Raw genomic sequence first — 25,213 nt, 5'->3', positions numbered from 1 at the left:
CCACCCAGCATTCACGGCACGGACAGGCGCTATCGGCGCTGCCAGCTCGGCAGAACTAGTCACGGTGCGTCGACGCTACGCAGACGGGCGGCGGGTACCTAGGTTTTGATTCTCGATGATGTAAAGAGGTGGGCCCCGCCGATGTGATCCAGCACACCGGCAGGGCCGTTGGACAGCAACGATTTTCAGGTGTCAGTTGAGCCGGAAGCTCCCGGTGACCAGAGTGGGCGTCACGTCCCTGCCGTTGATCTTCGAGCTCATCTTGCCGTTGGACAGCCTGGTGATCTGCTGCGCCTGCTGAAGCTGCCGCTTGTTGCGCACCTGGGCACGGAACTGTGCATCGTTGAGCTGCTGCACGTCCACCGCGTCGAGCACAGCGCCGTTGAGCTGCACGCCGACCGCCGAGCCGTCCTCGCGGACCACCCAGGAGGCCCGTACACCGTCGAGGTCGGCGGTGTACATCCCCGCTTCACCGGTCACCGGCTTCGCGGAGAACTGATAGGCGAGACCGTTCATGGTGAGCGTGCCGTCGACGTTGCCGCCGTCGAACTCCGCCTGCAGGTTGTCGCGGAATCGTGACTTGATGTCGATCGCACCGTCGGTGCGGTTGCCGAAGAACCACGCTTCGTCGTCGGTTCCGTTGCACGCGTAGGCCGCAACCTGGTCGCCCTCGATGGCGATCCCAATGGTCATGGTCTTGCCGTCGGCAGCGGTCATGTCGGCGATGTAGCGCGCGGACTGCGGGATGTCGGTGGGCGTAGCCGCAGTTGTGGCCGGCGCCTCCGGTGCGGAGGTCGCTTGATTCGATGATCCGCCGGAGCAGGCGGACAGGGTGCCGAGCGCGACGATTGCGCTGATACCCACGAGCAGTGTGCGGGTGAATTTCTTCATGTGACCAGCATGAACGGCTTGTTCCGGCGGCACATGAAGATTGGGTGGAGATTGCGTGGAGATATCGGTCATCGGTGTTTCAGACGGCGAGAAACGCGTCGATCTCGGCCCGGAACACCTGCCACGCCGGCTCGGATGCGGTCAGCAGATGGTTGTTGCTCGACAGCGGGACGAGACGGGAATCCGGAATGAGCGAAGCCAGTTCCTCGCCGAAACGCAATGGGACCCGGTGATCGTCGCGCGAGTGCATGATCAGCGTCGGGCAGGAGACCTCACGCGCAAGTTCGCGCACATCGATGCGGCCGAACTCCTCGAGGAACCGCACGGCGTTCTCCGGCGACGTGGTGCGCCGCTGCAACTGGTCGAAGGCCGCCCAGTCGGTGCGGCTGCCGTCGGGCAGGAACTGCGCGGCAAACACCTGTCGGAACGCGGGATCGTCACGGCCCCAGCCGACTCGGGCCAGTTCGAGATCGAGCGCCGCGGCACGCTTCTCGTCCTCGCTCGACGCGCGCACCGCGCGTCCCTGTGCGTAGGCGCCGCACAGCACCAGATGGCTGACCCGCTCCGGATGGCGAGCCGCGTAGGCCACTGCGACGGCGCCACCCTGGGACACGCCCAGCAGCGGGAAACGTTCCAGGCCAAGCGAGTCGACCACCGACTCCAGGTCCGCCACCCAGTCGTCGAAGGTGAAATCTGTTGCATCCCGGTCGGATAGACCGCAGCCACGCTCGTCGTAACGGATGAACCGGCGCTTCTCCGACAGGTCACGCACCCAGTGCTTCCACACCGGGCTCTCGATGTCGTATCCGAGGTGGGTCATCCAGTTCGCGGCCCGCACCAACGGCGGACCCTCCCCCGCGACGGCGTAGGCCAGCCGGACGCCATCGGCTGCCTTGCAGAACGCGATGTGCTGGCGCGGTGGCGGCGGGTCGTCGTCGGGCTCAGTGATTTCGGGTACGGCGATGGCGGGCATCACCGGTGCTGGCGCGTCCGCGATGAGGGTGCCGACGAACTGGTAGCCGCGCCCACGGACGGTTCTGATGAACCGTTGCGATTCACCGTCGTCGCCTAGTGCGCGGCGCACCGCCTTGATGCGGCTCGTCAGCGCAGCCTCGGTGACGAAGCGTCCACCCCACACGGAGTCGAACAGCTCCTCCTTGGACACGAACCGGTCGGCGTTGGCGACCAACTGGGTCAGCACGTCGAACACCTGGGGCTCGACCCGGATCACCTCTCCGCCGCCGCGCAGCTCGTAACGGTGGGTATCCAGTACGAAGTCCCCGAATCGCCAGATGCCGGGCGAGGTGGACACAGATGCTGAGGACTCAGGTGTGGACAGCGTCACGGCGGATCCCCTCGGGAGATTTGCAGGTCAACGTAACGACGAGCAACCCGTCCCGAAGGTTCGAAATTCGAGGAATCGAGGGGCTAACGCCAGCCGTCGGCCGCTTTGGCCGCACGCATCAGCGCATCGCACAGTTGACGTAACTCCGCGCCATCGGCGCCTTCGTCGACTGCGGTGGACACGTCCTCGGCGGCGCATCTGACCTGGTAGACACGGTCGGCCAACTCGGCGGCCTCGTCGGCGGTCAGAACCACGGCGTCTGGAGCCAGCGAGGTGCCCTTGACGAGCGAGCGTTGTTCGTAGGCCCGCTGCCGACACGATTGCCGGCAGTATTGCCTGCGTCTGCCCATTCCGGCGTCGGCGACTTCACGACCGCACCAGCGACAGGGTTGAGAACGCAGACGACGTACCACGGACCCGACTGTAAACCGGCTGGCGTTGCAATCCCGGTATCATGATGGGCCGAGTCGGGAACTGCGTGTCGTGCCGCTGCGTTGATTCTCCGGATGACTTGTTGATTGAGGAGTGCTAACCATGGCTGATCGCGTCTTGAGAGGCAGTCGCCTCGGGGCTGTGAGCTACGAGACCGACCGCAACCACGATCTGGCACCGCGTCAGGTCGCCCGCTATCGCACCGATAATGGCGAGGAGTTCGACGTCCCCTTCGCCGACGACGCCGAGATCCCCCACACCTGGCTGTGCCGCAACGGTATGGAGGGCACGCTGATCGAGGGCGACGCACCGGAGCCGAAGAAGGTCAAGCCGCCGCGCACGCACTGGGACATGCTCCTGGAGCGCCGGTCCATCGAGGAGCTCGAGGAACTGCTCAAGGAGCGCCTCGACATCATCAAGGCCCGCCGGCGCGGCTGACGTTCGCCGCTAGCGGGTTACGCCGACACCGCGGGCGCGATCCAGGCGCCCGCGCAGACCCCACTCTGCGACCTTGAACAGGGCTTCGCGGATGTTGGATCCGCTCATCTTGGATTGGCCGAACTCGCGTTCGGTGAACGTGATCGGTACCTCGACGACGACGAACCCGTTGTTGATGGTGCGCCAGGTCAAGTCGATCTGGAAGCAGTAGCCCTTCGAGTCGACGGCCGACAGGTCGATCTTCTCCAGCACCTCACGCCGGTACGCCCGGTATCCCGCGGTGATGTCGTGGATGCCGACGCCGAGCAGGATGCGCGAATAGCTGTTGGCGGTCCGGGACAGCAGCATGCGTCGCCGCGGCCAGTTGCGGACCTCACCACCCTTGACGTAGCGCGAGCCGATCACCAGGTCGGCGCCGCCGTCGATGGCGTCGAGGAGGCGGTGCAGCTGTTCAGGCGGATGGCTGCCGTCGGCGTCCATCTCGACCAGCACGGAGTAGCCACGGCCCAGGCCCCAATCGAAGCCGGCCAGGTACGCCGCGCCGAGACCGCCCTTGCCTGCGCGGTGCATGACGTGCAGCCGATCGGGGTCGGCCAGCGCAAGCTCGTTGGCCAGCTCGCCGGTGCCGTCCGGGCTGCCGTCGTCGACGACCAGAATGTGCACGTCCGGACACGCCTCGGTGACGCGTCCAACGATCAACGGGAGGTTCTCCCTCTCGTTGTAGGTGGGGATGATGACCAGCGTGCGCTGGCTTGGGCGTTCCCCCGGGCCCGGGCCCGTCGTCATTTCGCTCCTCTATCTTTCGTCGCCGTTCCTAGCCGGCGCACGAAACTCCCATTGTGCAGCATCGCCGCCAACAGAGCCCCAACGCCGACGGCGACCAGCAGGCCCTCGACCACCGGAGCCCAGCGTGTCGCGGCTGTGAGCTGGGTCTTCAACCGCACCTGAGTGTCGAGATAGGCGGGTTCGAAGAACGCGGTGCGGGCAAGCTCACGTCCGTCGGGCGCGACGACCGCGCTGATGCCGGTGGTTCCCGCGACGACGACGTATCTGTCGTGTTCGACGGCGCGCAGCCGGGCGAACGCGAGCTGCTGCTCGCTCATCGGCTCGTCGAAGGTGGCGTTGTTGGTCGGCACGGTCAGCAGCTGGGCCCCGCTGCGGACGGCCTCGCGGGGCGCACGGTCGAAGATCACCTCCCAGCAGGTGGCGACACCCACGGGCACACCCGCGGCGTGTACGACGCCGTTCCCGCTCCCGGGGACGAAATAGCCGGCGCGGTCGGCGTACGAGGACAGATGCTTGAAGAAGCCGCGCCAAGGCAGGTACTCGCCGAACGGCTGGATGATCTGCTTGTCGTGCCGATCGGCGGGGCCCGTCTCCGGGTCCCACACGATCACCGAGTTGTTGGCGGCCGGGTTGTCCGGCGTGGCGCCGGGTGCCTCGACCACGCCGCCGACCAGGATCGGCGCGTCGATGGCCGCCGCCGCGGCCGTGATCTCCGCCTTGGCATCCGGATTGGCGAGCGGATCGATGTCCGCCGAGTTCTCCGGCCAGACGACGAACATCGGCTGCGGCGCACGGCCTGCGCGCACCTCCCCGGCCAGCCGGATCGTCTCGCGGACGTGGTTGTCCAGCACAGCGCGCCGTTGGGCGTTGAAGTCCAGGCCGAGTCGAGGCACGTTGCCCTGCACGACGGCCACGGTGATCGCCTGTTCGTCGTTGACGCCCAATCCGGAGTGCCGGACCTGTGGCCATGTGAGTGCCGTGAGCAACAGGACGACGGTGATGCAAGCGCCGGGAACCACCACCGCTGGCGGCCCGGACGGCCGGGTGTCGGATTGCCACCATTTCACGATCTCGAGAGTGATTGCGGCCAAGCTGAATCCGACCACGACGACGGCGAACGTCAGCAGCGGCGCGCCGCCCACCCGCACCACCGACAGCAGCGGCCCGTTGGTTTGGCTGAATGACACACCACCCCATGGGAATCCGCCGAACGGCACGGTCGACTTGAGCCACTCTTGGCCCGCCCACAGCCCGGCGAACCACAACGGCCATCCGGGCAACCGCCGAACCGTGACCGCCAACGCGCCGAACAGCGCCACGAACAACGCCTCCATCGCCGAGAGGGCGATCCACGGGATTGCGCCGACGAGTCCGCTGATCCACGGCAGCAGTGGAAGATAGAACGTCAGTCCGAACAGGAGTCCGTATCCGAATCCTCCTGCGACAGTGGTTGATTCGCGGGTGAGCACCCAGGCGAGCAATGCGAACGCGATGAACGCCAGGTACCACCAGCCGAACGGTGGAAAACTCAGGCACAGCGCGAGGCCGCCTGCGATCGCGACGCTCAACTGCGGCAGACGGTCAACCACGGCCCGGCCGAACCGCTTTGTGCGCGACGGTGCCGCGGGCGCTACCGGCGGCTGTTCGGCTTCCTCGGCGGCTTCCTCGTCGACCTCAGGTGGACGCTCATCGTCAGCCATGGATTACGACACCTCGGTGCACCGTCTGGCGGCAACGTGGCAGTTCGTCGTCGAGTCGAGGCAGGGCGGGCACCCGCGAGCGCGCATCGGTCGACCACCGCTGTACCGCGTCGGCAGGCGCGCTGACCTCGAACTCGTCCGCCTCCCAGACCGTATAGCTCGCCGGGGCGCCGGGCACCAGGGTGCCGGTGACACCGTCGCGCACCCCGGCCGCGCGCCAGGCGCCGCGCGTGGCAGCGGCGAACGCGGCGCGGGCCGACAGCGCGCTGCCCTCGGTCTGGTGCTGTGTCGCCGCGCGGACCGTCGCCCAGGGATTCATGCTGGTGACGGGGCTGTCCGAGCCGAACGCGAGAGGCACGCCTTGGGATGCTAGCAGCGCAAACGGGTTCAACGATCCGGCCCGTTCGGGTCCAAGGCGCTGGGCGTACATCCGATCTTTGCCGCCCCACAGCGCATCGAAGTTGGGCTGCATGCTGGCGAGCACACCCCACGCACCGAGGCGGTGCGCCTGCTGTTCGGTCACCATTTCGAGGTGTTCGAGGCGGTGTCCGCACCGCGCCACAGCCGGTGCGCCGAACTCCTCGACGACGCGCTCCAACGCGTCGACCACGGCGCTGACCGCCGCGTCTCCGATCACGTGGAACCCCGCGGTGATCTGCGCCTCCGTGCACGCCCGCAGGTGCGCCGCGATCACGTCGGCATCGAGATACGCGTTGCCGCAGCAATCCGGGGCGTCGGCGTAGGGCCGGTGCAGCCACGCCGTGCGCGAGCCGAGCGCGCCGTCGACGAACAGGTCACCGGCCAACCCCCGGGCGCCGGTGCGCGCGATCAACGCTCGCGCCTCATCGGCGCTGGTCACGGGTTCACCCCAGTAGCCGACGACCTCGACGCCGTGTTCGATGCCGCGCAGCTCGTCCCAGTCCGACAGCCCGCCGATCTGGGGCCCGGCGCATTCGTGCACCGCGACGATGCCGAGGGCGGCCGCGGTGTTGAGCGCGGCCATCTGGGCATGCCGCCGTTGGTCCGGGGTCAGGCCGTCGCGGGCGGCTGCCCGCACGAGGTGGTGGGCATCGCTGGTCAACGGCTGCTCAGCCGAGAACCCGTGCGCGTCGGCGAGCCCGGGAGCGAGCCGACGCAGCGCGGTCGAGGCGGCCGCCGAGTGGACGTCGACTCGGGCCAGGTAGACGGGTCGGTCGGCGGCGACGCCGTCGAGATCGGCGGTGGTCGGCGCGGTGCGTTCCGGCCAGCCCGATTCGTCCCATCCGTGCCCCCACACGGTGCCGTCGGGATTCGCCTGAACGAAGTCGGCGAGCAGCTGCAGGCAGTGCCGCAGCGACGTGGCCTGCCGCAGATCCAGGCCGGCCACCGTCAGCCCGGTCGCGGTCAGGTGTACGTGGCTGTCCACGAACGCCGGTGCGACGAAGGCGCCGTCCAGGTCGACGACCTGCGCATCAGGGAACTGCACTCTGCCCACGTCGTCGCTGCCCAGCCAGGCCACGACACCGTCGCGCACCGCCATAGCGGACGCGTCGGGCATCGCCGGGCTGTGTACCCGGCCGTTCAGCAGGAGGGTGGTCACTTAGTCGGGTTTGCGCTCCACGGCAGGAGGCTCGACGTCCGTTACGTCGATGACCTCGCCGTCAATGTAGTCACCGCGCGCGGCGGTGTAACCGACAGGACCCGCGACCGTGATCAGTGCCATGCGGCGCGCGGCCATGGCCTTCACCAGCGGACGGCCCACCGCGCGGGTGGGCGGCAACAGGAGCAGAGCGCCTAGGACGGAGCTGGCCAGCCCCGGAATGACGACGAGCACCGTGCCCAGGGCGACAAGCACACTGTCGGCCGCCGCGCCCTGGACCGTGGTCATGTCAACGCCCGAGCGCAGGCGCCGGATATGCCGCTTGACCTGCGATCCGGCCAACGCGATGCCAAGCAAGAAGGTGCCGAGGAGCAGCAACACGGTCCAGCCGAAGCCGATCGTCGACGCCAACGCCACGATGACCGCCAGCTCGATGACCGTATAGAGGAGGAACAGCCGCATCGCCATGTAATGCAGAACGTCCGAAACGACGGATGGGTTCCGTAGATTGACGACGTGCCCACTGTCGACATCGAAACCCCTGACGGCCGAATCGACGCACTGGTGAGCCTGCCCGGCGGTCAGGGGCCGTGGCCGGGTGTCGTGGTCGTACATGACGCCATCGGATACAGCCCCGACAACGCGGCCACGTCGGCGCGGATCGCTGCGGCGGGGTTCATCGCGATCACTCCGAATCTCTATGCGCGCGGGGGTCGTGCCCGCTGCATCACCAGGGTCTTCCGGGAGTTGCTCACCCAGCGCGGTCGCGCGCTCGACGACATCCTCGCGGCGCGCGACCACCTGTTGGCCATGCCGGAGTGCAATGGCCCGGTCGGCATCGTCGGATTCTGCATGGGAGGTCAGTTCGCTCTGGTGTTGTCGCCCAAGGGTTTTGGCGCATCGGCGCCGTTCTACGGCACTCCCCTGCCCCGGCATCTGAGCGAGACACTGGACGGCGCCTGCCCGATCGTGGCCAGTTTCGGCCGTCGCGACCCGATCGGCGTGGGCGCGCCGGCGAAGCTGCGCAAGGTCGTCGAAGAGAAAGGCATTCCGGCCGACATCAAGGTCTACCCGGATGTCGGCCATAGCTTCGCGAACAAGTTGCCTGGTCAGGGCTTCCTGCGCATCACCGGTTTCGGATATGACGACGCCGCCACCGAGGACGCCTACGCGCGCGTCTTCGCGTTCTTCGATAAGCACTTGCGAAAGGAAACAGGGACGGCGTAACGATTGGAGTCAGCAGTTCCGACACCGCTGGGGGCGGAGTGAACGACTTCGACTACATCATCGTCGGCGCGGGCTCGGCAGGATGCGTGCTCGCCAACCGGCTGACCGAGGATTCGACCAACCAGGTCTTGCTGATCGAGGCAGGCCCCAAGGACACCAGCCCGTTGATCAGGGTCCCGAAGGGGTTCGGCAAGCTGGTAGGCGACGCAAAGCTGGCTTGGCACTTCCCTGTTCGACCGATCGGCCCGTCCAACAACGTCGAGCACTGGGTGCGCGGCCGCGTCCTGGGTGGTTCGAGCGCGGTCAACGGAATGGTCTACAACCGCGGCAGTGCTTCCGACTACGACGATCTGGTGCGCTTGGGAAACCCGGGCTGGGGATGGGACGAACTCCTGCCGATCTACCGCACGATCGAGAACCATGACCTCGGGGCCAACGACATGCGCGGCACAGGCGGGCCGCTCGACATCTCGATCGACCGCGAGCTACCGGACCTGTGCGCCGACTTCATCGCGTCCGGCGCCAACCTCGGCTGGTCGGTCACCGACGATGTCAACGGTAATGACGGCGAACGGATCGGCCCGGCCGCGCGGACCATCAAGGACGGTCAGCGGGTCAGTGCCGCGTGGGCGTTCCTGCGGCCGGTGCGCAGCCGCTCGAACTTGACCGTCGCGGTTGACACCACGGTGAATCGTGTGTTGTTCGAGGGCGACAAAGCCGTAGGGGTCGAAGCGTCGCCGGCGAAGGGCTCCCCCGTCACCTTCACCGCCCGGCGGGAAACCATTTTGTCCCTTGGCAGCATTGCGACGCCGAAACTGCTTCAACTGTCGGGTATCGGGGATCGCTCGCAGCTGCGTCGGCTCGGCCTGGACGTGCGGGTCGACAGTCCGAACGTCGGTCGGCGCATGCGGGAACACCGCTGCTTTTCGTTGCAGTTCCGGCTGAATCGCAATATCGGCTACAACCGTGCGCTGTCCACACCGGCGAGGCAGGCGGTCACGGCGGTGAAGTACCTCCTCAACCGCAGAGGTCCGATGGCACAGGGCGCCTACGACGTCGCTGGGTTCTTCAAGACCACGCCGGACCAGCCGCGCCCCGATGCCCAACTCCTGATGGCACCGTTCTCGGTCGCACCGTTCGAGCCCGGCAAGGAAGTCGGCCTCGAGCGTGAGCCTGGAGTGGCGGCGATCGGTTACGTATTGCGGCCGGACAGTGAGGGATACGTGAGCATCACGTCCCCCGACCCGGACGCGCCGTTGGACATCGAGCCGAACTTCCTGACGACGAGGCACGATCGGCGCACGTTCGCTGCTGCGTTCAGGGCGCTACGCGACGTGTTCGCTCAGCCTCCGGTCGCCGACTACCTGGTTGAGGAGACAAAGCCGGGGACCGACGTTGTCGATGACGACGCGATCATCAACGAGGCTCTTGACCACGGCTACTGCGGGTATCACGCCGTCGGGACGTGTGCGATGGGCCCCGACGAGGACGACGTCGTCGATCCCGAACTCCGCGTGCGAGGTGTGAACAATCTGCGCGTGATGGACTGTTCGGTGATGCCGACGATGGTCTCGGGCAATCTCAACGGTCCGGCGATGGCGATGGCTTGGCACGCAGCGGATCTGATCCTCGCCGCGAACTAGGCCGGGCGGACCTCGACCGCGCTGTGCACCTTGTCGATGCCCCCGCGGATGATGGCCTGCGGGATCCACCACCACGCGTGCCACCAGTACTTCCTGGTGACCATGTCGAAGACGCGGCGGTTCTCTGACTTCGGCAGATTGCGGGCCACCGCCTCGACCGGTTCGCCCTTCGGCTTGCCCAGTGCGGTGGACCGCTGAATGGTCACGCGCGGGGTGTTGTTGATGCGCTTGGTCTTCCACGACCCGTCGTCGGTGGAGATGAGCAGCTTGTCGCCGTCCTTCACACCCCACACGGTCGTCGGCTTCGGCCTGCCGTCCTTGGTGAAGGTCGTCAGTAGCAGGTACTTGGAACGTGCCACGTCGTCGAAGGTGTCTGCTGCCATGGGTCCAGTTCTCTCGATGCGCAAATGTTGCGCGGGAGGCTACCCATCGAAGCGTTCGCCGAAACCGGTCATGCGGGTTTGAGCTCGAGGCCCACGCTCTTCTTGTCGACGCCGCGGACCTTCATGTACAGGTTGAACAGCCGGCCGAGCAGCCCGTAGCGCTTGTTGACTGCGCGTATCACCGCAGGCGCCTCGGACTTGTCGAGTATCCGCGCGGTCGCCTCGATGCTGTCGCTCTTCGGCTTGCCGCGCGCATCGCAGATGGCCAGCGTGACCCGCGGAGTGTTGCGGATGCGCTTGACCTTCCAGGAGTCTTCCTCGGTCATGACGAGCAGGCGATCACCGTCGGGCGCGGCCCAGATCGCCGTCGGCTTGGGCTTGCCGTCCTTGGTGAACGTGGTCAGCAGGATGTAGCGGGCGGCGGCGATTTCCGCGAAGGTCGGCGCGGCCATCACGCGGCCCTCAGTTCGACGGTCACGTTGTTCTTCATGCCGCCACGCAGCTTCGAGAAGAACCCGAACGTCTTACCCATCAGGCCGTAACGGTTGGCGATCACGTCGTAGGTTCGGCCGTTGGCGGACTTGTCCAGGATCGTCGCCACCGCCTCGACGGCCTCGCTCTTCGGGTTGCCGCTTCGGTCGCATTCCGCGATGGTCACGCGCGGGGTGTTGCGGATGCGCTTGACCTTCCAGGACTTCTCCTGGGTGATGACGAGTAGCCGGTCGCCGTCCGGTGGGGCCCACACCGCGGTGGGCTTGGGTCGACCGTCCTTGGTGAACGTGGTCAGCAGGATGTATTCCGCCTTCGCGAGGTCGGCAAAGGTCGTGGGCATACGCCAAACCTAGCGGCTGACGCTCGGGTTGAGTTGAGACTGCGCTCAGGGCGAAGTTTTGGGCGGAATCGCGGCCTCACCGCTGAGTGGATGACGGCTACCCCTCGAGTTGGCCTTCGGTCTCCAGCAGCACCTGCCGCAGGCCGTCGAGCGTGGCCTCATCGGGTTGTGCCCACATACCGCGGCCCGCGGCCTCCAAGAGGCGCTCGGACATGCCGTGCAGCGCCCACGGGTTCGACTCGGCCATGAACTTGCGGTTCTCATCGTCGAGGACGTACTCGGCGGACAGTCGCTCATACATCCAGTCGGCCATCACGCCCGCGGTCGCGTCGTATCCGAACAGGTAGTCCACGGTCGCGGCCATCTCGAAGGCGCCCTTGTAGCCGTGGCGACGCATCGCGTTGATCCAGCGCGGGTTGACCACCCTGGCGCGGAACACGCGGGCGGTCTCCTCCGAAAGCGTGCGGGTGCGCACGGCATCGGGTCTGGTGTTGTCGCCGATGTAGGCGGCCGGCGCTTTTCCGGTCAAGGCCCGCACCGTCGCGACCATGCCGCCGTGGTACTGGAAGTAGTCGTCGGAGTCGGCGATGTCGTGTTCGCGGGTATCGGTGTTCTTGGCGGCGACCGCGATGCGCCGGTAGTTCTGGTTCATATCGTCGGCCGCAGGCCGCCCATCCAGTCCGCGGCCGTACGCGAAGCCGCCCCACGCGGTGTACACCTCGGCGAGGTCGGCGTCGTCGCGCCAGTTCCGGCTGTCGATCAGCTGGAGCAGACCCGCGCCGTAGGTACCGGGCTTGGAGCCGAATATCCTTGTGGTAGCGCGTCTTTGATCACCGTGGTCGGCCAGGTCGGCCTGCGCATGGGCGCGGACGAAGTTGTCCTCGGCCCGCTCGTCGAGATTCGCGACCAGTTGCACCGCGTCGTCGAGCATCGTCACCACGTGCGGGAAGGCGTCGCGGAAGAAACCCGAGATGCGCACGGTGACGTCGATACGCGGGCGGCCCAGTTCGCCCAGCGGGATCGGCTCCAGGTCCACCACCCGCCGCGACGCGTCGTCCCACACCGGCCGGACACCGAGCAGCGCAAGCACTTCGGCGATGTCGTCGCCCGCGGTGCGCATGGCCGACGTCCCCCACACCGACAGGCCGACGGACCGCGGCCAGTCGCCGTAGTCCTCGCGGTACCGCGCCAGCAGCGAATCCGCCATGGCCCCACCGGTTTCCCACGCCAGCCGCGACGGCACCGCCTTCGGGTCGACGGAGTAGAAGTTGCGTCCGGTGGGCAGCACGTTGACGAGGCCGCGCAGCGGTGAACCCGACGGACCTGCCGCGATGAAGCCGCCGTCGAGCGCACGCAGAATCTGGGGTATCTCGTCGGTCGTACCCGCCAGGCGCGGCACCACCTCGGTCGCGGCGAACCGCAGAATCGCCGCGACGTCGGGGTGGTCGGTGATGGTGTCGACGGCGTCGGGATCCCATCCGGAGTCCGCCAGTGCGACAACGAGTTCGCGGGCCTGCGCCTCCGCTGCGTCGACCGCCGCGCGCTCGTCGTGGCCGTCCTCGGCGAGCCCGAGTGCCTGGCGAAGGCCGGGCACACTCTGGTCGCCGCCGAACAGCTGTCGCGCCCGCAAAATGGCCAGTACCAGGTCGATTTCCGCTTCGCCCGTGGGCTTTTCGCCGAGGATGTGCAGACCGTCGCGGATCTGGACGTCCTTGATCTCACACAGCCAGCCGTCGACGTGCAACAACATGTCGTCGAACGAGTCCTCGTCGGGCCGATCCTCGAGTCCGAGGTCGTGGTCCATCTTCGCCGCCCGCATCAGCGTCCAGATCTGCTGACGGATGGCGGGCAGCTTGCCCGGATCGAGTGCGGCGATGTTGGCATGCTCGTCGAGCAACTGCTCCAGACGTGCGATGTCGCCGTAGGTTTCGGCGCGCGCCATCGGCGGAATGAGGTGATCGACGAGGGTGGCGTGCGCCCTGCGCTTGGCTTGGGTGCCCTCCCCCGGATCGTTGACCAGAAACGGGTAGATCAGGGGAAGATCGCCGAGCGCAGCATCGGTGCCGCAGGCCGCCGACATGCCAAGCGTCTTGCCGGGCAGCCATTCCAGGTTTCCGTGTTTGCCCAGGTGCACGACGGCGTCAGCGCCGAAGACGGAGTCGATCCATCGGTAGGCCGCCAGATAGTGATGGCTGGGCGGCAGATCGGGGTCGTGGTAGATCGCGACCGGGTTCTCCCCGAACCCGCGTGGCGGCTGAACCAACAGCACGACGTTGCCCGCCTGCATCGCTGCGATCACGATCTCACCGTCGGGGTCACGGCTGCGGTCGACGAACAACTCGCCGGGAGGCGGACCCCAGTGTTCGACCATCGCGTCCCTCAGTTCCGCGGGCAGCGTGGCGAACCAGTCGCGATACTCCTTGGCGGGCACCCGGATCGGATTGCCGGCGAGCTGGCAGTCGGTCAGCCAGTCGGCGTCCTGACCGCCGCGCTCGATCAAAGCGTGGATCAACGCGTCACCGTCGCCGGCGTCGAGGCCGGGCACGTCGTCGATCCGGTAACCGTGTTCGCGCATCGCGCGTAGCAACGCGACCGCACTGGCAGGCGTGTCGAGTCCGACGGCGTTGCCGATGCGGGCGTGCTTGGTGGGATACGCCGAGAACACGAGGGCAACCCGCTTTTCCGGCGGTGAGGTCGCGCGCAATCGCGCATACCGCACCGCCAGGCCTGCGACGCGTGCGCAGCGCTCGCGGTCGGCGACGTAGGAGATCAGACCTTCGTCGTCAATCTCCTTGAACGAGAACGGGACTGTGATGATGCGACCGTCGAACTCGGGAACGGCGACCTGGGTTGCGACGTCCAGCGGCGACAGCCCGTCGTCGTTGGCCTGCCACTGCGACCGCGAACTGGTCAGGCACAGGCCCTGCAGGATCGGGACGTCGAGGGCGGCGAGATGGGCCACATTCCAGCTGTCGTCGTTGCCGCCCGCCGAGACGGTGGCCGGAGTCGATCCGCCTGCGGCGAGCACGGTGGTCACCAGCGCGTCGGCGGTGCCGAGCAGTTTCAGCAGTTCGGGGTCCGCGGTGCGCAGCGATGCGCAGAACACGGGCAGCGGCTTACCGCCGGCTTCCTCGATCGCTTGACACAACGCCTCGACGTAGCTGGTGTTGCCCGCCAGGTGCTGCGCGCGGTAGAAGAGCACCGCGATGGTCGGCCCTGCCCCGCCGGGCGCCGACGGACGGTCGAGGACGCCCCAGTTCGGGGTGGTGGCCGGCGGCGCGAAGCCGAACCCGGTCATCAGCAACGTGTCGGACAGAAACGCGTGTAGCTGGCGCAGGTTCTCGACCCCGCCCTGGGCCAGATAGACGTGGGACTGCAGTGCCACACCCGTGGGTGTCGTGGAATGGCCCATCAGCTCGGCGTCCGGCGCCTGCTCGCCGCTGACCACGACGGTCGGCACGCCGCTTGCCTCCAGTGCGTCGATACCGTCCTGCCACGCGCGGTAGCCGCCGAGAATGCGGACCACGGCGATGTCGGCAGCGCCGACGAGTTCGTCGAGTTCCCCGTCAACCAGCCGAGAGGGATTCGCCCACCGATAGTCTGCGCCGCTGGCGCGCGCGGTGATCAGGTCGGTGTCGGACGTCGACAACAACAAGACCGTCGGCGCGTGGGTCGGCTGGGACACCCACCATTACTACCCCACGCCGTCGCCGGCGCTCCGGGCAGTTCGGGGCTAGTGGCGGTTCCAGCGGCTGTAGGTGCTCTGCGGGTACGGCAGGCCGAGGAGGCCGATGAGTACGACCAGCAGACTGCCGAAAACGATGAGTTCGAACATCGTCGTTCGTTCCTTCCTGACATCGCTTACTACACACGCGTGCAGTTATCAGGAACGTACTGCTCGAGCCGCAAGAAGTGGACATTCTGTGTGGCACGGATCACTAGAACCTCTAGTGTGCCGGGCGTCACAGTCAGGCGGTGCGGATCTCGAAATGCGAGACGTCCGGAGTGGCCAGCAGCTCGCGGTGACGGATGGGCCGCCACGGGAACAGCTCAGGCAGCCCGTCCTTCCCCAGATACCAGCTCTTGCATCCGCTGACCCAAATCGTCTGCGGCATCGCAGATTTCATCTGCTCGTTGTACTCCTTGGTCGCGACCTCGGTGGGGGCTGCCGCGACGATCTCGCCATTGCGCATCTTGTCGATCCACCACATCGCATAGTCGGCCTGGTTCTCGGCGATGAGGACCAGCGATTGATTCCCGATCGGCGAGTGCGGACCCATCATCATGAACAGGTTCGCGAAACCCGGGACCGCGATCGATCGGTAGGCGTGCGGCCCGCCTTCCCAGACTTCGTCCAGCGTGACGCCGTTTTCGTTGACGATCGACATCGGGCGCACGTACGCGCGGGCGTCGAAGCCCGTCGCCAGCACGAGCAGATCGAGTTCGTGGAGTACGCCGTCGGCGGTCACGACGCCGCGCGGTTCGACGTGGTCGATCGGCTCGGTGACCAGGTGTACACCCGGCTGCTGAATGGACCGGTAGTAGTGACCCGCCAGGATGATTCGCTTGCACATCGCGTGATAGTCGGGAGTGAGCTTGCGGCGCAGCTCCGGGTCGCGTACCCCCAACCGCAGATTGAGCCGGCACGCCAGCGCCATGACCCGCCGGTTCAGGCCTGGCTCGACGGCCGCGCGACCGAGGGTGTTCTCGATGTAGGTCTGCCAGAAGCGGTATCCCAATTTGTTGAGCGCGGGCCACCGCTCGAGCGCAAACCGGGTGATCCGCTTGTACCGAATGTTGGGCGACGGGTAAACCCACTGCGCCGTGCGCTGGAAGATCGTCAGTCCGCGGACCTTGCCACCGAGTTCAGCGGTGATCTGCACTCCGCTGGAACCCGTGCCGATCAATCCGATCCGCTTGTCGTGCAACGAGACCGAATGGTCCCAGCGGGCTGAGTGGAACATCGGCCCCGCGAACGTGTCGAGCCCCTCGATGTCCGGATAGCGGGGCACGCGCAGCACCCCGGTCGCGGTGACCAGCACGTCGAAGGCTTCCTCGCCGTCCGCGGTGGCGACCCACCAGCGACCGTCCTGGAATCGTGCCGAGGTGACTTCGGTGCCGAACCTGATGTGCGGTGTGACGCCTCGCTCGACGGCGACCTGCCGGAAGTACCGATGGATCTCCGGACCCGGCGCCATGAAACGTGACCAGGTGGGGTTCGGCCGGAACGAGTACGAGTAGAAGCGTGACGGAACGTCGCAACTGAGCCCTGGATAGGTGTTGTCGCGCCAGGTCCCACCGACATCGTCGGCGGCCTCGTAGACGACGAAATCGTCAATGCCCGCGTCCTGCAGCTTGATCGCCATGCAGATGCCGGACATGCCCGCGCCGATGATCGCGACCCGCAGCGTTCGTTGTGTCGACATGGTTTCGTGCCTCCCGATTCTCGGGACGCTACGCCGGACGAACGCAGATGTTGACGAATTTCGGGGTTAACTGCTCAATCGGCGGTGACGAAGCCCTCGGCCACCATCCAGTCGCGCGCGACGACGGCGGGGTCGCGACCCTCCACGTCGACCTGTTTGTTCATCTCGATGATCGCCTCGTTGGTGAGCGCGGCGGTGACGGGCGCGGTGACCTCGGCGATCTCCGGGTGCGCGTCGAAGAACTCACGCTTCATCGTCACCGACGGGTTGTAGTGGGCGAAGAACTGCTTGTCGTCGGTGAGCACCACGAGATCGAGCGCCGCGATGCGGCCGTCGGTGGTGAACACCTCACCGAAGTCACATTGATCGCCGTCGGCCGTCGCCTGATAGATGATGCCGACCTGCAGCACCGGTGTCTGCGCCCGCGCCGGATCGAATCCGTAGGCCGCGGCCATGCCGGGATAACCGTCCTGGCGCGCGCGGAACTCGGTGTCCACACAGGTTTTCGCCGCCTCCGGGTTCGTCTTGACGAGGTCGGCATACTGCGACAGCGTCCGGACACCGGTGCGTTCGACCACCTTCTTGCTCGCTGCCAGCGCGTACGTGTCGTCCATGGGGCCCGGCGGCAACCACACCATGTCGTTGCGCTCGAGGTCCTCGTCGCGCACCGCCTCGTACTGTTCACGGCTGTCCGGTATCGGCTTCTCGTGGCCGAGATAGTTGATCCACGCGTTGCCGGTGAACTCGTAGGCCACGTCGACCTGGCCGCGCAGCTGCGCCGCCCTGGTGCTGCGGGAGCCGACGATGCCGGTCAGGTCGCGGACGTCGGCACCGGCCGCGGCCAGGGTGTACTCAAGGATGTAGCCCATGATGACCTGCTCGGTGTACTCCTTGGAGCCCACGGTGATCTTCACGCCCTCGAGCTCGGCGTTGCGCTTGATGGAACCGGGCGCCACCATGAACGGCACCGTGCCGCCGGAGCCGAGCCCGCATGCCGACACCGCGAGCACGCAGATCGCGGCGATCACCGTAGCCAGCGCGGCGCGCATCAGCGCAGCCCCTTGGGGTTGAGGAAGAACTCGGCCAGCCCGCCGAACCAGTCGACCAGCAGCGCCAGGCACACCGCGAGGACACTGCCCAGAATCAGCGTCACGTTGTCCTGCAGCTTGTAGCCGGTGTCGATGAGGATGCCGAGGCCTCCGGCGTTGACGAGGAACGACAACGTCGCGGTGCCCACCGCGATCACCAGCGACGTGCGCAGGCCGGCCAGAATGTACGGAATCGCCAGTGGCAGCTCGACTCTGAGCAGTAACGCGCTCCGCGACATGCCTTGCCCACGCCCGGCGTCCATCAGCGACTTGTCCACCTGGTCGAGGCCCAGGATCGTGCTGGCGAGCACGGGCAGCAGGGAGTACAGGGCGATCGGCAGCACGCCGATCCAGAACCCCGTCTTCGCCGTCCACAGAAACAGCAGGACCAGCAGACCGATCGCCGGTGCCGCCTGGCCGATGTTGGCGATCCCGATGAACAACGGCCGCAACGCCTTTGCCCCCGGACGTGTCACCAGTACCCCGAGCGGGACGCCGATCGCCACCACGATCGCGGTGACGGCGAAGGTGATCAACAGATGCTGCCAGATCAACGCCGTGACATTGCCAACGTTGATGTTCTCCTGCTGGGTCGCCGTGAGATCGCGGTTGAACGCCCAGAAGATCACCGCCGCGCCGACGATGAGAACGAGTGCAGGCTGGATCAACAGCCGAAGACGTTCGGCAGGTGTCGTCTTCGGTGCGGAGCTGTCGACGGCGGTGGTCACGACCCGTGTCCGTCCGATTCCGCCTCGGCCCTCAGCCGCGTGATGGTGTCGATGAGCGTGTCCAGTGTGACGACGCCGACGTACTTGCTACCGGGCCCGATGACGACGGCCGACGCGTGCTGCGCGGCGAGGATCGCCTCGAGCGCGTCCTCGAGCGTCGACTGGGTGCTGACCACATCGAGCGGTTCGAAGGCCTCGGCCAGCGTGGTGGCGTGCCGGAGGTTGCGCCCGCGCACCCAGTTCACCGGCCGGTCGCGATCGTCGAGCACAACCACCCAGTCGAACTCGCTGTCGGCCAAGATCTTTCGTGCATCATCGACCGAATCGCGGCGATGGACGGCGGGATGCGTCTGCAGCTCGACATCCTTGACCCGCACCAGGCTGAGTTGGCGCAGCGATGCGCCTGACCCGACGAAGCCGGCGACGGTGTCGTCTGCCGGGCTGGCCAGGATCGCCTGCGGAGTGTCGTATTGGAGCACCTTGCTCTGCTGGCCGAGCACCGCGATCCGATCGCCGAGTTTGACGGCCTCGCCGAAATCGTGGGTGACGAACACGATCGTCTTGCGCAGTTCGGATTGCAGGCCAAGCAATTCGTCCTGCAGCGTGCTCCTGGTGATCGGGTCGACCGCGCCGAACGGCTCGTCCATCAACAGCACCGGTGGATCAGCGGCCAGTGCACGTGCCACGCCCACCCGCTGCTGCTGGCCACCGGACAGCTGACGCGGATACCGGTCGGCGTACTGGCTGGGCTCGAGCCCGACCAGATCGAGCAGTTCGTCCACGCGGTCGTCGATGCGCTTGCGGTCCCAACGCAGCAGCCCGGGAACGAGGCCGACGTTCTGGCGGATTGTCATGTGCGGGAACAGCCCCGCCTGCTGGATCGCGTAGCCGATCGAGCGCCTCAGCTCGGTCGGTTTGATCGACAACGCATCCTTGTCGTCGATGAGGATGCGCCCCGACGTCGGCTCGCTCAGTCGGTTGATCATCCGCATCATCGTCGTCTTGCCGCAGCCCGATGGCCCGACGAAGACCACGATCTCGCCCGCGGGGATGTCCAGTGATATGTCGTCGACGGCGGGCTGCTTGGCACCCGGATAGACCTTCGAGACGTGGTCCAGGACGATGCGGGCACCGCTCGAGTCAGACGCGGATTGTGTTGTCATCGAATGCCTTTCGATGTGGTCAATCGTCCGATGAGCACCAGGATCGCATCGAGCAGCAACGCCAGGATGACGATGAGTAGGGTTCCGGTGAGTGCCATCGGAATGGCGGTCGGGCTGCCGACTCTGGCGAGTCCCGCGAAGATGATGTTGCCCAGGCCGGGGCCTTTGACGTACGCGGCGATGGCAAGGACACCCATCGACATCTGGGTGCTGACGCGCATCGCCGACAGGATCGACGGCCACACCAGCCGTAGTTCGACGCGCCCCAGGGTGGAGATCCTGCCCATGCCGAGACCTCGTGCAGCGTCGGTCAATGCCGGATCGACGGCGTTCAGACCGACGATCGTGTTGCGGATGATCGGCAGCAGCGAATAAAGCACCAGCGCCGCGACGCTGGGCACCACGCCCAGCCCGAACACCGGGATCAGGAGGCCCAACAGGGCGAAGGCCGGCACGGTGAGGATGACGCTGGACGTCGCGGTGGCGAGGTTGGAGGCCAGCGGGTTGCGGTACGTCAGCACGCCGATGGCGACCCCGACGATCGTGGCGATGAGCACGCTCTGCACCACGGCGCTGACGTGCTGGTAGGAGTCGAACAGCAACTGCGAATGGTGGGCAGCGATGTACTCCCACAGTGCCCTCACGGCGGGACGGTACCCGCACAAGTCGCAAACCAAACGGAGAGTCCATTCGATTCGGGCTTTCGATTCGGGCTTTCGATTCGGGCTGAGGAAAAGACTTGTTCACATGCCGTCGAAAGGCCACCGTATGCCGGGTTCGTTTTGACAGATGGGAGGTAGCCCGGTGGTCTCAGGGCTGCGGATTGTGAAGTTGAGCGCGAATATCGGCGCGCGCATTGACGGAATCGACCTGAGCGCCGACATCGATCCGGTGAGCGTTTCGAGAATCAACGCGGCTCTGCTCGAACACAAGGTGATCTTCTTCCGCGATCAGCACGGACTCGATGACGACGGTCAGCTCGCATTGGCGGCCAAGCTGGGCACGCCGACCGTCGCGCACCCCACGGTGACCTCCCGCGGCACCAAGCTGTTACCCATCGACTCCCGGTATGACAAGGCCAACGCCTGGCACACCGACGTCACCTTCGTCGATCGCATTCCGAAAGCGTCGCTGCTGCGCGCGATTTCACTGCCCGAGTACGGCGGCACCACAACATGGGCGAATACGGAGGCCGCGTACGAGCTGTTGCCGGAACCACTTCGAGCACTCGCGGACAACCTATGGGCGGTACACACCAACGTCTATGACTACGCGACGGACGTCGACCGGCGGCTGGAGGAACTCGCCGACACGGAGCGCGAGTATCGCGAAGAATTCGAGTCCGACTACTACGAGACGGAGCATCCCGTGGTGCGGGTGCATCCGGAAACCGGTAAGCGGGTGCTGCTGCTCGGCCAGTTCGTCAAGCACTTCGTCGGTTTGAGTACGTCCGAGTCAGCGACGCTGTTCAACCTCTTCCAGCATCGGATCACCAAGCTGGAGAACACCATCCGGTGGAACTGGCAGCTCGGTGACCTCGCGATCTGGGACAACCGGGCCACTCAGCACTACGCCGTCTCGGACTACGACGACCAGTACCGCCGACTCAACCGCGTCACACTGGCCGGCGATATCCCAGTCGACATCCACGGCCGGCGCAGTCGCGCAGTGGTCGGTGATGCGTCGGCGTATTCGGAGGTGGTCAGCCCGGTGCGGCTGGCCAGCTGAGCTACAGCCGATCCATCTCCCGCCCCATCAGCGCGTTTTCGAGATAGACGTACCGCTTCGCACGGTAGCGGGGTGTGGGCTGGTGCGGCGCGGTGCACAGCCCGCTCATCGCTTTGGCGACCGCGCTGAAGCGGCTGGTCCTCACGGGCGGTATGGCCAACGCGGCTGCGGTGCTGAGCCTCACCTGCTGCTCGGTGATCAGTGTCGTGCCGCCGGGCGCAGGCACCAGGTCGGTAGTCGTCGAGATGTTCGGACGAACGGTCGTCAGCTCGGTCATGGTTCTCTCCCACCCTGTGTGCCCGTCGGCTCGGGCCCTTCACGAGGAAAATTACGAGCGCTGATGCGATAACGCATGCGTAGGCGACTACCTCAGTTCCTGGTTAACCGTCGCGATCTACGCAGGTCACGCGTGTGTGCAGGAGTGCGCCAACTAGTGGGCCACGCATACGTGCCCCAGCAACTCCGGCGTACCGTGAACTGGTGGCCAGGACCCGCGATCAGGATGCGTGCCCGGGTGCGCTGCAGGTTCATCCAGCCGCCGACGGGGCGCTGGCGCGGGTGCGGTTACCGGGCGGGATGATCACCGCGCCGCAACTCGAAACCCTGGCGCTCGCGGCGACTCGATGGGCATCGCCGGCCATGGAACTGACCTCGCGAGGGAACATCCAGATCCGCGCGGTGACGGACACCGCTGCGGTCGCCGAGGCGCTGGCTGCCTCGGGCCTGCTGCCGTCGGAGACGCACGAGCGGGTGCGCAACATCGTGGCCTCGCCGTTGTCGGGCCGCGTCGGTTCTGAGGTCGATATCCGCGGCATGGTCGCGGAACTGGACCAGGAGATCCGGGCACGGCCCGCGCTGGCGGCGCTGCCCGGCCGATTCCTGTTCGGCATCGACGACGGACGCGGCGACGTCAGCGGGTTGGCGGCCGACGCCGGTATCCAGGTTGTCGACGACTCGGCGGCGCTGTTGTTCGCCGGCCGGGACACCGGCGTGCGGCTGCCGCTGCCGGACGCGGTCAAAGCATTGCTGACGGTGGCGGGCCGCTTTGCCGAGACTCGCGGAACATGTTGGCGCATCAGCGAACTCGAGAATCCCGATCAGCTGTTGGCGGGTTTCGCGGTGACGGCAAAACCCGGTGCAACATGGGAGCCGGTGACGCGGGGACCGATCGGGTGGATCGAGCAGAATGACGGACGAGTCGCGCTGGGCGCGGCGGTTCCGCTGGGAGTGCTCAACGCCCGGGTCGCGGAGTATCTCGCGGCGATCAACGCGCCGATGGTCATCACGCCGTGGCGGTCACTTCTCGTCTTCGACCTCGACGAGGAGGTGGCCGACGTCGCGCTGCGCGTGCTGGCGCCGATGGGGCTGGTGTTCGACGAGAACTCGCCGTGGCTGTCGGTCAGCGCGTGCACCGGAAGCCCCGGTTGCGAGCACTCCGCCGCCGACGTGCGTGCCGATGCTGCAGCCGCGGTCGAGGAGCCCGCCGCAGGTCACCGGCACTTTGTCGGCTGCGAACGCGCATGCGGCAGCCCCGCGACAGGTGCCGTGCTGGTCGCGACGGGAGACGGATACCGGCTGCGTGGCACCCACCCGTAGGGTGAGCGGGTGCTCGACTACATCCGCGACGCCGCAGAGATCTATCGGCAGTCGTTCGCGACGATCCGCGCCGAGGCGGACCTGACGCGGTTTCCCGAGGATGTCGCGCGCGTCGTGGTGCGGCTGATCCACACCTGCGGTCAGGTCGACGTCGCCGACCACGTCGCCTACAGCGACGATGTCGTCGCGAAGACCCATGCCGCGCTTGTCGCAGGCGCACCGGTGCTGTGCGACTCGTCAATGGTGGCGGCGGGCATCACGAAGTCGCGGCTGCCCGCGGGCAACGAGGTGGTCTCGCTCGTCGCGGACGATCGCGCACCCGCCTTGGCCGAGCGTCTGGGCACCACCCGGTCGGCGGCGGGTGTCGAGCTGTGGGCCGACCGCCTCGGCGGCGCCGTGCTGGCCATCGGCAATGCGCCGACCGCCCTGTTCCGACTACTGGAGCTCGTCGACGAGGGGGCGCCCACCCCGGCGGCGGTGCTGGGCGGACCGGTGGGGTTCGTCGGCTCGGCGCAGTCCAAGCAGGAGCTCATCGAGCGTCCCCGCGGAATGTCGTATCTCGTGGTGAAGGGCCGCCGCGGCGGAAGCGCCATGGCAGCGGCCGCCGTGAATTCGATTGCCAGCGAACGCGAATGACGGCAGACAAGCGAGGAACCCTGTGGGGCGTCGGCCTGGGACCCGGCGACCCGGAGCTGGTGACCGTCAAAGCGGCGCGCGTCATCGGCGAGGCCGACGTGGTGGCGTACCACAGCGCCCGGCACGGAAAGAGCATCGCGCGAGGTATCGCCGAGCCGTATCTGCGCGAAGGCCAGATCGAGGAGCATCTGGTCTATCCGGTGACCACCGAAACCACGGACCATCCCGGCGGCTACGCCGGCGCCATGGAGGACTTCTACCGCGAATCCGCCGACCGGATCGCCGCGCATCTCGACGCCGGGCGCGACGTCGCCCTTCTCGCCGAGGGTGACCCGCTGTTCTACAGCTCCTACATGCACATGCACACCCGCCTCACGGAGCGGTTCGACGCGGTGATCGTTCCCGGTGTGACGTCGGTGAGCGCCGCATCGGCGGCGACCGGCACTCCCCTGGTCCAGGGCGACGAGGTGCTGACGATTCTGCCCGGCACACTTCCGATCGGTGAGCTCAAACGCAGGCTGAGCGACACCGACGCCGCCGTCGTGCTCAAGCTGGGGCGTTCGTATCCCGCGGTGCGGGAGGCACTTTCGGCGAGCGGGCGCCTGGACGAGGCCTTTTACGTGGAGCGCGCGAGCACGCCGGCGCAGCGGGTGCTGGGCGCGGGTGACGTCGACGAGACGTCGGTGCCGTACTTCTCGCTGGCGATGCTGCCGGGAACGCCGCGACGCGAGTCGACGACCGGCAGCGTCGCGGTGGTCGGCCTCGGCCCCGGCGACACCGCCTGGATGACGCCTCAGAGCCGTCGCGAGGTGGCGGCGGCGACCGACCTCATCGGGTACGGCCCCTATCTGGACCGCATCGGAAGCCGCGACGGTCAACGGCGCCATCCCAGCGACAACACCGACGAACCCGCCCGCGCCCGGTTGGCATGCACGCTGGCCGAGCAGGGCCGCGCCGTGGCGGTGGTGTCCTCCGGCGATCCGGGTGTCTTCGCGATGGCCACGGCGGTGCTCGAGGAGGCCAAGCAGTGGCCCGGCGTCCGGGTTCGCGTCGTTCCGGCGATGACGGCCGCACAGGCAGTCGCCAGCCGGGTGGGCGCCCCGTTGGGCCACGACTACGCCGTCATCTCGCTGTCCGACCGGCTGAAGCCGTGGGATGTGATCGCGGCGCGCTTGACGGCAGGGGCGGCCGCCGATCTGGTGCTCGCCATCTACAACCCCGCGTCGAAGAGTCGCACCTGGCAGGTTGGGGCGATGCGCGACCTGCTGCTCGAATACCGTGACCCCGGCACGCCCGTGGTCATCGGGCGCGACGTGTCGGGCCCTTCCGAAGAGGTCAAGGTGGTCCGGCTGGCCGACCTCGACCAGACCGATGTCGATATGCGAACGCTTCTCATCGTCGGGTCGTCGCAGACCCAGTGGTATCTGAGCGAAGCCGGCGACACCGTCTTCACGCCGCGCCGCTACCCCACCTGATATGTAGAGAAGTTTGTCAAGAGGGCAAGGTGAGGCGCCGCCGGGGAGCTACCCCGACGGCGCCTCTTTTGCTTCCTCCGATAGTCAGTGTGGTGAGCGTGTCGTTGGCGACGCGCG

General features: G+C 66.9%; 23 protein-coding genes and 1 pseudogene. 7 read left to right on the top strand and 17 right to left on the bottom strand.

Features of this window, described 5'->3' with window-relative positions:
• Positions 1-192 precede the first annotated feature (192 nt).
• The 3 genes from H7J93_RS21725 to H7J93_RS21715 all read right to left on the bottom strand — a co-directional run bounded on the left by H7J93_RS21725 (position 193) and on the right by H7J93_RS21715 (position 2,649).
• Positions 193-891, bottom strand: a complete 699-nt coding sequence (locus tag H7J93_RS21725) for a hypothetical protein (protein WP_267308374.1) — start codon at positions 889-891, stop codon at positions 193-195.
• Positions 892-970: 79 nt separating this feature from the next.
• The gene (locus tag H7J93_RS21720; RefSeq protein WP_267308373.1) at positions 971-2,236 is read right to left on the bottom strand and encodes an alpha/beta hydrolase; all 1,266 of its coding nucleotides are present in this window, start codon (positions 2,234-2,236) and stop codon (positions 971-973) included.
• Positions 2,237-2,319: 83 nt separating this feature from the next.
• Positions 2,320-2,649, bottom strand: a complete 330-nt coding sequence (locus tag H7J93_RS21715; RefSeq protein ID WP_267308372.1) for a hypothetical protein — start codon at positions 2,647-2,649, stop codon at positions 2,320-2,322.
• 121 nt (positions 2,650-2,770) lie between these two features.
• Here H7J93_RS21715 and rbpA point away from each other — a divergent pair, with 121 nt between their 5' ends.
• Positions 2,771-3,106 (top strand): RNA polymerase-binding protein RbpA, encoded by a 336-nt coding sequence (gene rbpA / locus H7J93_RS21710; protein WP_267308371.1) that lies wholly within the window; start codon positions 2,771-2,773, stop codon positions 3,104-3,106.
• Between the two features lie 33 nt (positions 3,107-3,139).
• Here rbpA and H7J93_RS21705 read toward each other — a convergent pair.
• The 4 genes and pseudogenes from H7J93_RS21705 to H7J93_RS21690 all read right to left on the bottom strand — a co-directional run.
• A pseudogene (locus H7J93_RS21705) lies at positions 3,140-3,901 on the bottom strand (polyprenol monophosphomannose synthase); the annotation flags it as partial.
• Positions 3,889-5,592: an apolipoprotein N-acyltransferase gene (gene lnt, locus H7J93_RS21700; RefSeq protein ID WP_267308370.1), complete on the bottom strand. Its 1,704-nt coding sequence runs from the start codon at positions 5,590-5,592 to the stop codon at positions 3,889-3,891. The pseudogene H7J93_RS21705 and the gene lnt, both read right to left, overlap by 13 nt.
• Complete coding sequence (locus tag H7J93_RS21695) at positions 5,585-7,171, bottom strand: amidohydrolase (RefSeq protein WP_267308369.1); 1,587 nt, start codon at positions 7,169-7,171, stop codon at positions 5,585-5,587. Before H7J93_RS21695 ends, lnt begins: the two co-directional genes overlap by 8 nt.
• Positions 7,172-7,639 carry an FxsA family protein gene (locus H7J93_RS21690; RefSeq protein WP_267308368.1) on the bottom strand — a complete coding sequence of 156 codons (468 nt, stop codon included), beginning with the start codon at positions 7,637-7,639 and terminating at the stop codon, positions 7,172-7,174.
• A 48-nt stretch (positions 7,640-7,687) separates the two neighbouring features.
• On the opposite strand from H7J93_RS21690, the gene H7J93_RS21685 reads away from it, so the two are divergent.
• Positions 7,688-8,398, top strand: coding sequence for a dienelactone hydrolase family protein (locus tag H7J93_RS21685; protein ID WP_267308367.1), 711 nt, complete (start codon positions 7,688-7,690; stop codon positions 8,396-8,398).
• A gap of 38 nt (positions 8,399-8,436) precedes the next feature.
• A complete protein-coding gene (locus H7J93_RS21680) occupies positions 8,437-10,041 on the top strand; it encodes a GMC family oxidoreductase (protein WP_267308366.1) in 1,605 nt (534 codons plus the stop codon).
• On the opposite strand, the gene H7J93_RS21675 is transcribed toward H7J93_RS21680, so the two are convergent.
• The 9 genes from H7J93_RS21675 to H7J93_RS21635 all read right to left on the bottom strand — a co-directional run bounded on the left by H7J93_RS21675 (position 10,038) and on the right by H7J93_RS21635 (position 20,305).
• The gene (locus H7J93_RS21675; protein WP_267308365.1) at positions 10,038-10,424 is read right to left on the bottom strand and encodes a PPOX class F420-dependent oxidoreductase; all 387 of its coding nucleotides are present in this window, start codon (positions 10,422-10,424) and stop codon (positions 10,038-10,040) included. The two genes, H7J93_RS21680 and H7J93_RS21675, sit on opposite strands and share 4 nt — an antisense overlap.
• Positions 10,425-10,492: 68 nt before the next feature.
• Positions 10,493-10,876, bottom strand: a complete 384-nt coding sequence (locus tag H7J93_RS21670; RefSeq protein WP_267308364.1) for a PPOX class F420-dependent oxidoreductase — start codon at positions 10,874-10,876, stop codon at positions 10,493-10,495.
• Entirely contained in the window at positions 10,876-11,256 is a 381-nt protein-coding gene (locus H7J93_RS21665) for a PPOX class F420-dependent oxidoreductase (protein WP_267308363.1), read from the bottom strand. The genes H7J93_RS21670 and H7J93_RS21665 overlap by 1 nt, the downstream gene beginning before the upstream one ends.
• 97 nt (positions 11,257-11,353) lie before the next feature.
• Entirely contained in the window at positions 11,354-14,941 is a 3,588-nt protein-coding gene (gene cobN / locus H7J93_RS21660; RefSeq protein ID WP_267308362.1) for a cobaltochelatase subunit CobN, read from the bottom strand.
• 283 nt (positions 14,942-15,224) lie between these two features.
• Positions 15,225-16,682 (bottom strand): flavin-containing monooxygenase, encoded by a 1,458-nt coding sequence (locus H7J93_RS21655; RefSeq protein ID WP_267308361.1) that lies wholly within the window; start codon positions 16,680-16,682, stop codon positions 15,225-15,227.
• Positions 16,683-16,756: 74 nt separating this feature from the next.
• Complete coding sequence (locus H7J93_RS21650) at positions 16,757-17,731, bottom strand: glycine betaine ABC transporter substrate-binding protein (protein WP_267308360.1); 975 nt, start codon at positions 17,729-17,731, stop codon at positions 16,757-16,759.
• A complete protein-coding gene (locus H7J93_RS21645; protein ID WP_267308359.1) occupies positions 17,731-18,498 on the bottom strand; it encodes an ABC transporter permease in 768 nt (255 codons plus the stop codon). Before H7J93_RS21645 ends, H7J93_RS21650 begins: the two co-directional genes overlap by 1 nt.
• Complete coding sequence (locus H7J93_RS21640; RefSeq protein ID WP_267308358.1) at positions 18,495-19,661, bottom strand: betaine/proline/choline family ABC transporter ATP-binding protein; 1,167 nt, start codon at positions 19,659-19,661, stop codon at positions 18,495-18,497. The genes H7J93_RS21645 and H7J93_RS21640 overlap by 4 nt, the downstream gene beginning before the upstream one ends.
• Positions 19,658-20,305 carry an ABC transporter permease gene (locus H7J93_RS21635; protein ID WP_267308357.1) on the bottom strand — a complete coding sequence of 216 codons (648 nt, stop codon included), beginning with the start codon at positions 20,303-20,305 and terminating at the stop codon, positions 19,658-19,660. The genes H7J93_RS21640 and H7J93_RS21635 overlap by 4 nt, the downstream gene beginning before the upstream one ends.
• A 145-nt stretch (positions 20,306-20,450) precedes the next feature.
• Here H7J93_RS21635 and H7J93_RS21630 point away from each other — a divergent pair, with 145 nt between their 5' ends.
• Positions 20,451-21,389: a TauD/TfdA dioxygenase family protein gene (locus H7J93_RS21630; protein WP_276022273.1), complete on the top strand. Its 939-nt coding sequence runs from the start codon at positions 20,451-20,453 to the stop codon at positions 21,387-21,389.
• Position 21,390: 1 nt separating this feature from the next.
• Here the strand turns inward: H7J93_RS21630 and H7J93_RS21625 are convergent, their stop codons facing one another.
• The gene (locus tag H7J93_RS21625; RefSeq protein WP_264074630.1) at positions 21,391-21,666 is read right to left on the bottom strand and encodes a hypothetical protein; all 276 of its coding nucleotides are present in this window, start codon (positions 21,664-21,666) and stop codon (positions 21,391-21,393) included.
• Between the two features lie 203 nt (positions 21,667-21,869).
• Here H7J93_RS21625 and cobG point away from each other — a divergent pair, with 203 nt between their 5' ends.
• From cobG to H7J93_RS21610, 3 genes are read left to right on the top strand one after another with little or no spacing between them, the layout of a single operon-like run.
• Entirely contained in the window at positions 21,870-22,985 is a 1,116-nt protein-coding gene (gene cobG / locus H7J93_RS21620) for a precorrin-3B synthase (protein ID WP_267308355.1), read from the top strand.
• Between the two features lie 9 nt (positions 22,986-22,994).
• A complete protein-coding gene (locus H7J93_RS21615) occupies positions 22,995-23,621 on the top strand; it encodes a precorrin-8X methylmutase (RefSeq protein WP_267308354.1) in 627 nt (208 codons plus the stop codon).
• Positions 23,618-25,096: a precorrin-2 C(20)-methyltransferase gene (locus tag H7J93_RS21610; protein WP_267308353.1), complete on the top strand. Its 1,479-nt coding sequence runs from the start codon at positions 23,618-23,620 to the stop codon at positions 25,094-25,096. Before H7J93_RS21615 ends, H7J93_RS21610 begins: the two co-directional genes overlap by 4 nt.
• Positions 25,097-25,213: the final 117 nt, after the last annotated feature.

Source organism: Mycobacterium barrassiae, from assembly GCF_025822765.1.
Taxonomy (GTDB): Bacteria; Actinomycetota; Actinomycetes; order Mycobacteriales; family Mycobacteriaceae; genus Mycobacterium; species Mycobacterium barrassiae.
Note: the sequence above shows the minus strand (reverse complement) of the source record. Positions and strands in the feature narration are given on the sequence as shown.